Genomic DNA, 11,346 nt, shown 5'->3' with positions numbered 1-11,346 from the left:
GGTTCCCAGGGCACGTCGGGCGCAACGGAACCAATACGAACTACTACATTTTCACTACCCATCTACTACCAGCGTTGGGTACATGTATCGCTGCAAGGCATGAAAGAACCCCGGTATCTCGCGGATTATGCGGGATCCCGGGGTTCTATCGAAGTGTGGAGCCTAGGAGATTCGAACTCCTGACATCCTGCTTGCAAAGCAGGCGCTCTACCAACTGAGCTAAGGCCCCGGGGCTTGCGTGGGGCTACCAGGACTTGAACCTGGGACCTCTTCATTATCAGTGAAGCGCTCTAACCGCCTGAGCTATAGCCCCGTGCGCTGTCGGCGCATCGCACCGTCAACCTCCAAGACTTTACCCGACGGGGCGCGGTTTCCACGAATCCGGGCGCTGGATCGCAGCGAGCGCTCCGCGCGGCCCCTCCCGGTCCGCCGTCGGAGTTCGCTTAGCCGATCCTTCATTGCGCACCGCCATGGTGGAGTTGTTGACTGAGCGGCGTGACAGACGCAACACACGCCCACGAGCCGCACGCCACCGGCGTGAGCCAGAAGCTCAACTGGCTGCGAGCCGGTGTTCTCGGTGCCAATGATGGCATCGTCTCCGTTGCCTCACTCGTTGTCGGTGTCGCGGGCGCGACGACCGACACTCCGGCGCTCCTGCTCGCAGGTGTGGCCGGCCTCGTCGGCGGCGCTATCTCGATGGCGCTCGGCGAGTACGTGTCGGTGAGCAGTCAGCGCGACAGCGAACGCGCACTCATCGCGAAAGAGCGCCGCGAACTGGCCGAGATGCCGGCGGAAGAGCTGGAAGAGTTGACGCAGCTTTACCAGGAGCGGGGTCTCAGTCGCGACACCGCGGTGCAGGTCGCGAAGGAGCTCACGGCCCACGACGCCCTCGCGGCTCACCTCGAGGTGGAACTGCACATCGATCAGGACGACCTCGTCAGCCCGTGGCAAGCCGCGTTCTCGTCGGCTGTGGCGTTCACGTTCGGAGCGCTTCTGCCGCTGCTCGCGATTCTGCTCCCCCCGCCGGAGTGGCGGGTGCCGGTCACCGTCGTGGCAGTGCTCATCGCGCTGGCGGTCACCGGTTCTATCTCCGCGCGCCTGGGCGGCGCGTCGCAGGGACGCGCTGTCTTGCGCCTGGTTATCGGTGGCGCGCTGGCGCTAGCGGCAACCTACGCGATCGGTACCCTGCTCGGCACCACCGTCGTTTAGCGCCGGCGTTCGCCGAGCCGATGCGTGAACGGCTGGCGCGTCAGTTCGAGGTGAAGCCGACGAGGAGTCCGCCGGTGACCTTCACCGCGAGGTTGTAGATGCCGGCAACAACGGCGCCCATAACGGTCACGACCACGAGGTTCAGGATCGCGACGATCGCCGAGAACGCCAGAACCTGCGGGAGCGACAAGATTGCCGACATGGAGAAGGCTTCGCCGGTCACGCTGCCGATGAACTCGTCAGCCTGCGAGATGAGGCCCGTGCTCTCCAGGATCAGGAAGATCAGGACGAAAAACACGACGGTCGCGATGGCGATCGCGACAGCCGCGAGGAACGACAGCTTCACGGCCGACCAGAAGTCAAGGTAAACGAGCCGCAGGCGCACCTGCTTCGTCGTGGTCTTGCTGGATTTCTTGGCGAGTTTGTCGGCAACCGTCGTCATGCGTCGGGACTTCCTTCAACGATCTGGGGGGAGGCGGCGTCATCCGACGCATCCGTGGCCGCGGCGACTTCTGCCACAACCCGCTCTCCGTTACGCGCGACCGCGATGATGCGATCCTCGTCATCGGGGCGGGCGAAGACGACACCCATGGTGTCGCGACCCTTGGCGGGGACCTCGGCCACGGCAGAGCGTACCACCTTGCCGCTGGCAAGAACCACCAAGACCTCGTCGTCCTCCGAGACGATCAAGCCGCCCGCGAGAACCCCTCGATCCTCAGTCAGCTTCGCGACTTTGATGCCCAGGCCACCGCGGCCCTGCTCCCGATACTGGGCCACATCCGTGCGCTTGGCGTAGCCGCCTTCGGTGACGACGAACACGTATCCCTCGTCACGAACCACGGATGCCGACAGCAGGCAATCGTCGCCGCGGAACGACATTCCCTTGACGCCCTCGGTCGCCCGTCCCATGGGGCGAAGCGCAGCATCCGTCGCGGTGAACCGCAGCGACATACCCTCCCGGCTGATCAACAGGATGTCGTCGCCTTCGTCCACGAGCATCGCGGAGGTCAGTTCGTCTCCGGCATCCTCACCCTCACCGCCGCGCAGCTTGATGGCGATCACGCCGCCCTGGCGGTTGGTGTCGTACTCGGTCAGGCGCGTCTTCTTCACCAGGCCGCTGCGGGTGGCCAGCACCAGGTAGGGGGCTGCCTGGTAGTCGCGGATGTCGAGGATCTGAGCGATCTCTTCCTCGGGCTGGAGCGCGAGGAAGTTCGCGACGTGCTGGCCCTTCGCGTCGCGCCCCGCCTCGGGAAGCTCATACGCCTTCGCCCGGTAGACGCGGCCCTTGTTCGTGAAGAACAGCAGCCAGTGGTGGGTTGTCGTCACGAAGAAGTGCTCGACGACGTCGTCAGCCCGCAGTTGCGCGCCCTTGACGCCCTTGCCGCCGCGGTGCTGCGACCGGTAGTTGTCGCTGCGCGTGCGCTTGATGTACCCGGCGCGGGTGACGGTGATGACCATTTCCTCTTCGGGGATGAGGTCTTCCACCGACATGTCGCCGTCGTAGCCGGGCAGGATCTCGGTGCGTCGATCATCGCCGAAGCGCTCGACGATAGCGGTGAGTTCGTCGCGGATGATGGAACGCTGGCGCATCGGGTCGGCGAGGATCGCCTGGAAGTCCAGGATCTGAGCCTCGAGCTCGGTGGCTTCGTCGATGATCTTCTGCCGTTCGAGGGCAGCGAGGCGGCGCAACTGCATCTGCAGAATCGCATCGGCCTGGATGTCGTCGATCTCGAGCAGGTCCTTCAGCCCCTCGCGCGCATCCTCGACCGTCGCCGAGCGACGGATGAGGGCGATGACCTCGTCGAGCGCATCGAGCGCCTTGAGATACCCGCGCAGGATGTGCATCCGCTCTTCGGCCTTGCGAAGCCGATACCGCGTGCGCCGGACGATGACGTCGACCTGGTGCTCGATCCAGTAGCTGATGAAACCGTCAAGCGGCAGCGTGCGCGGCACACCGTCGACGATGGCCAGCATGTTCGCGCCGAAGTTCTCTTGCAGCTGCGTGTGCTTGTAGAGGTTGTTGAGCACGACCTTCGCGACAGCGTCGCGCTTGAGCACGATGACCAGGCGCTGGCCGGTGCGGCCCGAAGTTTCGTCGCGGATATCGGCGATGCCCGTGATCTTGCCCTCGCGGGCGAGGTCACCGATCTTCACCGCGACGTTGTCGGGGTTGACCTGGTAGGGCAGCTCCGTGATCACCAGGCACGTCCGGCCCTGGATCTCTTCGACATTGACCACCGCGCGCATCGTGATCGATCCGCGGCCGGTGCGGTAGGCATCCTTGATTCCCTTGGTGCCGAGAATCTGCGCGGATGTCGGGAAGTCGGGGCCAGGGATCCGCTCCATGAGAGCTTCGAGAAGCTCCTCGCGGGTGGCGTCGGGGTGCTCGAGTGCCCAGAGTGCGCCGGCGGAAACCTCGCGCAGATTGTGCGGCGGGATGTTCGTCGCCATCCCGACCGCGATACCCACCGACCCGTTGACAAGCAGGTTCGGGAACCGCGCCGGCAGCACCATCGGCTCCTGCGTCTGCCCGTCGTAGTTGGGCTGGAAGTCGACAGTCTCTTCCTCGATGTCCCGGACCATCTCCAACGCGAGCGGCGCCATCTTGGTCTCGGTGTATCGCGGTGCGGCAGCCCCCTGGTTTCCGGGGGTACCGAAGTTCCCCTGTCCGAGCGCTAGCGGGTATCGCAGCGCCCACGGCTGAACGAGGCGGACGAGGGTGTCATAGATGGCCGAGTCACCGTGCGGGTGATACTGACCCATGACCTCGCCCACGACACGCGAGCACTTCGAGAACGACTTGTCGGGGCGGTAGCCGCCGTCGTACATGCCGTAGATCACACGGCGGTGCACGGGCTTGAGCCCATCGCGCACGTCGGGAAGGGCGCGGCCGACGATGACGCTCATCGCGTAGTCGAGGTAGGACCGCTGCATCTCCAGCTGCAGGTCGACCTGATCGATTCGACCGTGGTTGTGCACCGGCTCGGGACGTTGTTCGTCTGCCATGTCTGTCTCTACTTCGTCGTTTCGATGTGCTCGCGTACTCAGATGTCCAGGAAGCGGACGTCTTTCGCGTTTCGCTGGATGAATCCGCGGCGGGACTCCACGTCCTCGCCCATGAGGATCGAGAAGATCTCATCGGCGGCGGCGGCATCGTCGATGGTGACCTGGCGCAGCGTCCGGGTCAGCGGATCCATCGTGGTCTCCCACAGCTCCTCGGCGTTCATCTCACCGAGACCCTTGTAGCGCTGGATCGCGTTGTCCTTGGGGATGCGCTTGCCCGCGGCAGCTCCCTCGGTCAGAACCGCGTCCCGCTCGCGGTCCGAGTACACGTACTCGTGGGGGGAGTTGGTCCACTTGATCCGGTACAGCGGGGGCTGCGCCAGGTAGACATAGCCGGCTTCGACGAGCCCGCGCATGTAGCGGAACAACAGAGTCAGCAGCAGCGTCGTGATGTGCTGACCGTCGACGTCGGCATCCGTCATCAGCACGATCTTGTGGTACCGGGCCTTCGCGATGTCGAAGTCCTCACCGATACCCGTGCCGAAGGCGGAGATCATCGCCTGGACTTCTTTGTTACCCAGGGCCCGGTCAAGGCGCGCGCGTTCGACGTTCAGGATCTTTCCGCGAAGGGCAAGGATCGCCTGGGTGTGCGGATCGCGACCACCGACAGCCGAGCCACCGGCCGAGTCACCCTCGACGAGGAAGATCTCACTGATCGACGGGTCCTTGGAGACGCAGTCCTTCAGCTTGTCGGGCATCGCCGCCGACTCGAAAACGCTCTTGCGGCGTGCGGTTTCGCGTGCCTTGCGAGCAGCGAGTCGTGCGGTTGCCGCATCGATCGCCTTGCGGATGACGTTCTTGGCCTGCGCGGGGTTGCGGTCGAGCCAGTCCGTCAACTGGTCGCCGACGACCTTCTGCACGAAAGCCTTGGCTTCGGTGTTGCCGAGCTTCGTCTTGGTCTGACCCTCGAACTGCGGCTCAGAGAGCTTCACCGAGATGACGGCGGTGAGTCCTTCACGGATGTCTTCACCGGTGAGGTTGTCATCCTTCTCCTTGAGCATGCCCTGGGCACGCGCGTACCGGTTGACGAGCGTCGTCAACGCGGCGCGGAATCCCTCTTCGTGGGTTCCGCCCTCGTGCGTGTTGATGGTGTTCGCGAAGGTGAACACGTTCTCGGTGTAGCTCGTGGTCCACTGCATCGCCAGTTCGAGCGAAATGTGGCGGTCAGTGTCTTCGGACTCCACCTCGATGATCTCGTCGTTGACGACCTCGGTCTTGCGTACCTTGTTGAGGTACTCGACATAGTCCACGAGCCCGCGCTCGTAGAGGAAGTCATCGTGGGGCTGGGTGGCGGCCGCATCGCTGGACTGATCGTCGACGACGTAGGCGGACTCTGGGCGCTCGTCTCGTAGCGTGATCCGCAGCCCCTTGTTGAGGAAGGCCATCTGCTGGAAACGGGTGCGGAGGGTGTCGTAGTCGAAGTGCACGGTGTCGAAGATCCCGGCATCCGGCCAGAACGTGATGGTCGTTCCGGTCTCGTCGCTCGGCTCGCCCTTCTCGAGCGGTGCGAGCGGAGTTCCGCCGTTTCGGAACGACTGGCGCCAGACGAATCCCTGGCGCTTGACCTCGACCTCGAGGCGCGTCGACAGGGCGTTCACAACCGAGGAGCCGACGCCGTGCAGACCACCGGAGACCGCGTATCCGCCGCCGCCGAACTTACCGCCGGCGTGGAGCACCGTCAGGACGACCTCGACGGTGGACTTTCCCTCGGTGCGGTGCATGTCAACCGGGATTCCGCGGCCGTTGTCGACCACCCGAACCGCACCGTCCTCGAGGATCGTGACCGTGATGGTGTCGCAATAGCCGGCCAGGGCCTCGTCGACCGAGTTGTCGACGATCTCGTACACCAGGTGATGAAGGCCCCGCTCACCGGTCGAGCCGATGTACATGCCGGGTCGCTTGCGCACCGCCTCCAGTCCTTCGAGGACTTGGATGGCGTCAGCCCCGTATTCGTTCTGGACCTTGCCGGCGTTTGCGAGCTGGGGATCTTCGGGAACGCTTTCAGGGACTTCTGAGGGCATGGTGAGAGGCGCTCCACATCGACGATAGGACTATCGGACAGTCTATCAAGTCCAGGGCAGCATTCAGCGCTCTGCGGGCCTGTGGCGCGATGAAATTCGCCGCGACGTCCCGGGAGGTGGGTCAGCCGTAGGTATCGCGCGGACCGCGGCCTGGAACGGCTCTCGGCCCCCATTTCCAGGAGGGGACGTCCGGCCCGATGAAGCGGACGCTCTCGACCCCGGCATCCGGGAACCGACGAATGATCTCGGTGAGGATCTGCGAGCGCATGTTCTGCAGCTGCCGAGCCCACGCCGTCGAATCGGCCTGGACGGTGAGGATGCCGTCGACAAAGCCCACCGGACGGGTGTGGCGGGCCGTCTCGGCCCCGGCAACCTCGTTCCAGGTGAGAACCACATCTTCCCGCGCCAGCTGTGCGTCCCATCCCGCCTCCCGCGTGAGGTCGGTGAGGATGTCGGCGACCCCCTTCGGGTCGCGACCCGCCGTGAACGGCTCGTTCTCGTCATCGGTCCTGCGCCTCCGGCGGCGGGCGACGCGGGCCGTGGGGGCAAGCCCTCGCAGACGCAGGTACGTGGCGATGGTCTCGGGAACCGACGATGTCCTTTCCGCCTCCGTGCTCACGACACGTCCCGCTCAGCGGGGCCGGTGCCACTCAGGGTGCCCGCCTCGACCCGGACCGTACCGACCCGAAGCGCCGCGGGAACATCCTGCTCGACCGCGGCGGTCACGATCACCTGCTCGAACTCACCCACGATGTCGGCCAGGCGCGCCCGGCGACCCGCGTCGAGTTCGGCGAAGACATCATCAAGGATGACGATCGGGTCGCCGAGCTGAGAGTCGGCTCGGAGCAGGTGCGCCGACGCAATACGCAGCGCCAGGGCCAGCGACCACGATTCGCCGTGCGAGGCGTACCCGCGGGCGGGCAGGCCCCGAAGCGAAAGTAGGAGGTCGTCCCGGTGGGGACCCACGAGGTTGACCCCGCGTTCCAGTTCCGATGCGCGTCTTTCGCGCAGCGCGGCACGAAATCGCTCGAACAGGTCGCCGGTCTCGGTGACGCCGGCCCGGCCCTCGTCGTCATCGGGGTCGGCGCCGTCTACCGAGAGCACCCACCGCGCATCCGGGGCGTGATCGGCCCCGGCGATCGAGGCGTATGCATCGGCGATCGGTCCCGCGAGATCCCGCACCAGTGCCTCGCGCGCGCGGATGATCTCGACCCCGAGGGCGACGAGTTTGTCATCCCACACATCCAGGGTCGGGAGGGCTTCAGCGTCCAGGCGCCTGGCGCGGGCCGACTTCAGCAGCGCCCCGCGCTGCTTGAGAACGCGGTCGTAGTCGGCGAGTGTCGCCGACAGTCGCGGGTATCGCTGCACGAGAAGCTGGTCGGCGAAGCGGCGCCGCGCGCCCGGATCACCGCGGACGATCTGCAGGTCTTCGGGCGCGAACAGGACGACATGCGCGTAACGTCCGAGCTCTCCGGTGCGGATGCCGGTTCCGTTCACCTGCGCACGGTTGGAGCCCTGACGGTTGATCTGGACGTCGACGTTCAACCGCCGTTCCCCGTGCGCGAGGGTTGCCCGAACGATGGCGAAGTCCGAACCGTCGCGCACCAGCGGTGCGTCAGATGACACGCGGTGGGAACCGGCCGTCGCGAGGTACCCGACAGCTTCAGCGAGATTGGTCTTGCCCTGACCGTTGCTTCCGACCAGAACCGTCGGTCCGCTGGAGAGCTCAAGCTCGGCACGAGCGTAGTTGCGGAAGTCAGTGAGACTCAGCCGCTCGACGATCATCGGTACAGGCTATCCGCCACCGGCGACGCGCAACCCGCGTCGGCGATCAGCGCAGCAGCAGGTTGGGCTGCAGCAGGTACTTGAAGGAATCCTCGCCCGAACGGTCGACCGAGGTCTGGGCGGTAATCAGCACGGGGCTCAGCTTGTTGGCGTTATCGCTCGAGGTGAAGGTCACCCGTGCGAACTCGCTGCGAACCGCGCCGAGAGCCTCGAGCAGGTACTGCGGGTTCAAGCCCAGCGTGACATCGTCACCGCTCAGCGTCGCATCGACGGATTCGGTAGCCCGGGCCTGTTCGGTGCCGGCGGCATCCATCGACACGCCCTCTGCGGTGAACGTGAACCGCAGCGGCGCTGACCGGTCAAGCACCAGCGACACACGGCGCACCGCTTCGGCGAACTCCGAGGTGCTGACGACTGCGTGGTGTTCGGTCTGCTCGGGGAACAGCCGGCGGACCGGAGGGAAGTTGCCCTTGATCAGCAGAGACGTGACTGTCTTGTTGCCCGCCGTGAACGCGATGATCTCGCGGTCGCCGCTCCCCGAGAACGCGATCGAGATCTGCCCCGAGTGCGCGAAGGTCTTGCCGACCTCGGTCAAAGTGCGGGCGGGAACGAGAGCTGTCGCACCCTCTTCGGATGCTCCACCTGCCGGATCCCAGGGAATCTCCCGCAGGGCGACCCGGTAGCGGTCGGTGGCGACGAGGCTCAGACGGTTGCCGGAGACTTCGAGCTGAACACCGGTCAGCACCGGCGTGACATCGTCGCGGGATGCCGCGAAGGCCACCTGCGCGATCGCGGTGGCGAAATCTTCGGCGGGGACGAGACCCGACTCGCCCGTGACTTCGGGAATCGCAGGGTACTCGGCAACCGGCATGGATGCGAGCGTGAAGGTCGCCGAACCGCAGGTCAGCAGGATCCCACCGTCGTCGTCAACGCGAACAGTGACCGGAGCGTTGGGCAACCGGTTCGCGATCTCGGACAGCAATCGACCGTGGACGAGAATCGTCCCCGGGTCATCGACCGTTGCCTCGATGAGGGTTCGTGCCGATGCTTCGTAGTCGAACGCCGACAACGACAGGCCGTCTGCGCTTGCCTCGATGAGGATGCCCGCCAGGATCGGCTGCGGATTGCGTTGTGGCAGCAGCTTGACGACGAACGACACAGCCTCGCTGAACACATCGCGGTTGACTTCGAACCTCACGTGCGCTCCCTCGATCCGGTTGGGCTCTCCCATGCTAGTGCCCACATGTCTTGTGACTTCAAGAGATCCGCGGGGGCTCGCCCTGACGGCAGCGTCGCACCGAAGGTCATCGAACCGGATTCATCTCAAGAAGTTCTTTGTCATGGTGTTAACAGCTGTGGGAACTGTGGATGAATCGCGCGATCCCTTGTGCCGAGCCGAAACCACATTCGTGTCATTTGTGGAGGGACTGCGGATGAGTTGCGTGAAGCGACGCGTCGGCGTTCGCGACGGAAGCTCTCGTTCCACAAGCGCGCGCAGCTTCATTCACAACTGAGCGTGCAGCTTCCACACTTATCCACAAGTTATCCACACTGTGGGGAACGCGTATTTTTGTGCCACCACCCGCGTCGTGTCAAATGAGAATCCATGAGCTTCCTATGAGCCCCGGATTCGTCGCAAGCGAGTCGGCTCAGCGGCCGTTGCGGCCCAGCTGAGCGGTGATCTCAGACACCTGGTTGTAGATGGAGCGACGTTCCTTCATGAGGTCGCTGATCTTCTTGTAGGCGTACATCACCGTCGTGTGATCGCGGTTCCCGAAGAGCTGCCCGATCTTCGGCAGCGAGAGGCTCGTCCGCTCTCGGCACAGATACATGGCGATCTGACGGGCGGTGGCGACTGCCTGCGAGCGGCTGGACCCGTAAAGGTCGTCGACCGAAAGCTTGAAGTACGTAGCGGTGGCCGCGATGATGTCGGTCGGTGAGATGACGTTGGCGTCATCCTGATCGATGATGTCGCGCAGCACGGTCTGGGCCAGCGAGATGTCGAGGCTCGAGCGGTTCAAGCTCGCGAAAGCCGAGACCCGGATGAGTGCGCCCTCGAGTTCGCGGATGTTCGATGAGACCGCGGTGGCGATGTACTCCAGGACGTCGTCGGGAATGTGGAGTCGCTCACTCTGCGCCTTCTTACGCAGGATCGCGATGCGCGTTTCGAGGTCGGGTGCTTGGACATCGGTGATGAGGCCCCACTCGAACCGACTCCGCATCCGATCTTCGAACCCGGTCAGGTGCTTCGGGGGCACGTCGCTCGTGATCACGACCTGCTTGTCGTGGTCATGGAGCTGGTTGAAGGTGTGGAAGAAGGCTTCCTGGGTCTCTGCGCGGCCCTGCAAGAACTGGATGTCGTCGATGAGGAGGATGTCGACATCCCGGTATCGAGCCTGGAACGCGGCGCCCCGGTTGTTGGCGATCGAGTTGATGAAGTCGTTCGTGAACTCTTCGCTCGAGACGTATCGAACCTTGATCCCGGCATAGAGGCTGATCGCGTAATCGCCGATCGCGTGCAAGAGGTGGGTCTTGCCGAGTCCGGAATCGCCGTAGATGAAGAGCGGGTTGTAGGCCTTGGCCGGCGCCTCAGCGACGGCTACCGCGGCTGCATGAGCGAACCGGTTGGACTGGCCGATGACGAAGTTGTCGAAGGTGTACTTCGGGTTCAAGCGCGTGTCGGTTCGCGACGGGGTGTTCGTCGACTCGACGGGTTCCTCGGCAGCGCGGTGAACGGATGCCGCGGGCGGGGCTGCCAGCGGCATGACCGCTGTCAGGTGAGACTCGGCGAGTTCCGGATTCACGACAACGCGAAACGCCGAAATGGTTTCACCACTGCCATCCTCAGCGTGAGCCAGTGCCTCGAGAATCGGCGCGCGCATCCTCTTGTTGATCTGCGCTGCGGTCAGCTCATTGGGAACATCGAGGTAGAGGGTTCCACCCATGACGCCCTGCGCCACCGCGAGATTGAGGAATCCTTCGAGCTGCGGAGTGATGCGATCGTCCCCGCGCATGATCTCCAGTGCGGCAGTCCAAACCGGAACATCGGGAATCTCCTGGGTCACCATGGCCCCCCTCAGGCATTAGCGGCATCGGTGCGGCGAGCCCGTCCCCGGCTGTGGATAACTTTCGGAGCAACGGTAGTCAGCGGCATCCGTCAGCGCAAAATCAACTGTAGACGCGACGCGCGTGTCGTCTCCAGATGGTGGATGACGCTGGGGATAATGTTCCTTCCCCTCCGGTCGGTCGCCTTGCCTCACGTCAAGAT

Annotated in this window: 8 protein-coding genes and 2 tRNA genes; 1 reads left to right on the top strand and 9 read right to left on the bottom strand. The window is 64.5% G+C overall.

The window, feature by feature from the left end:
* Positions 1-156 precede the first annotated feature (156 nt).
* Both B4F19_RS06595 and B4F19_RS06590 read right to left on the bottom strand, forming a co-directional pair.
* Positions 157-229: transfer RNA gene (locus B4F19_RS06595), tRNA-Ala, on the bottom strand.
* Positions 230-239: 10 nt separating this feature from the next.
* Positions 240-313 (bottom strand) — tRNA-Ile (locus B4F19_RS06590).
* Between the two features lie 182 nt (positions 314-495).
* Between B4F19_RS06590 and B4F19_RS06585 the strand changes: the two genes are divergently transcribed.
* The gene (locus B4F19_RS06585) at positions 496-1,209 is read left to right on the top strand and encodes a VIT1/CCC1 transporter family protein (RefSeq protein WP_228179216.1); all 714 of its coding nucleotides are present in this window, start codon (positions 496-498) and stop codon (positions 1,207-1,209) included.
* A 40-nt stretch (positions 1,210-1,249) separates the two neighbouring features.
* On the opposite strand, the gene B4F19_RS06580 is transcribed toward B4F19_RS06585, so the two are convergent.
* The 7 genes from B4F19_RS06580 to dnaA all read right to left on the bottom strand — a co-directional run bounded on the left by B4F19_RS06580 (position 1,250) and on the right by dnaA (position 11,146).
* Positions 1,250-1,651 (bottom strand): DUF3566 domain-containing protein, encoded by a 402-nt coding sequence (locus tag B4F19_RS06580; RefSeq protein WP_228179215.1) that lies wholly within the window; start codon positions 1,649-1,651, stop codon positions 1,250-1,252.
* Positions 1,648-4,215 (bottom strand): DNA gyrase subunit A, encoded by a 2,568-nt coding sequence (gyrA, locus tag B4F19_RS06575; protein WP_292733532.1) that lies wholly within the window; start codon positions 4,213-4,215, stop codon positions 1,648-1,650. The genes B4F19_RS06580 and gyrA overlap by 4 nt, the downstream gene beginning before the upstream one ends.
* A 38-nt stretch (positions 4,216-4,253) precedes the next feature.
* Positions 4,254-6,293, bottom strand: a complete 2,040-nt coding sequence (gene gyrB / locus B4F19_RS06570) for a DNA topoisomerase (ATP-hydrolyzing) subunit B (protein ID WP_292733529.1) — start codon at positions 6,291-6,293, stop codon at positions 4,254-4,256.
* Positions 6,294-6,414: 121 nt separating this feature from the next.
* Complete coding sequence (locus B4F19_RS06565) at positions 6,415-6,912, bottom strand: DUF721 domain-containing protein (protein ID WP_228179212.1); 498 nt, start codon at positions 6,910-6,912, stop codon at positions 6,415-6,417.
* Positions 6,909-8,078, bottom strand: a complete 1,170-nt coding sequence (gene recF, locus B4F19_RS06560) for a DNA replication/repair protein RecF (protein WP_292729785.1) — start codon at positions 8,076-8,078, stop codon at positions 6,909-6,911. The genes B4F19_RS06565 and recF overlap by 4 nt, the downstream gene beginning before the upstream one ends.
* Before the next feature lie 46 nt (positions 8,079-8,124).
* A complete protein-coding gene (gene dnaN / locus B4F19_RS06555) occupies positions 8,125-9,276 on the bottom strand; it encodes a DNA polymerase III subunit beta (protein WP_292729783.1) in 1,152 nt (383 codons plus the stop codon).
* A gap of 451 nt (positions 9,277-9,727) precedes the next feature.
* Positions 9,728-11,146, bottom strand: coding sequence for a chromosomal replication initiator protein DnaA (gene dnaA, locus B4F19_RS06550; RefSeq protein WP_374198032.1), 1,419 nt, complete (start codon positions 11,144-11,146; stop codon positions 9,728-9,730).
* Between the last annotated feature and the right edge of the window lie 200 nt (positions 11,147-11,346).

The organism is Microbacterium sp. UBA1097 (assembly GCF_002313585.1).
Classification (GTDB): Bacteria; Actinomycetota; Actinomycetes; order Actinomycetales; family Microbacteriaceae; genus Microbacterium.
The sequence above is the reverse complement of the archived record's forward strand: the minus strand, read 5'-3'. Positions and strand labels throughout refer to the sequence as shown.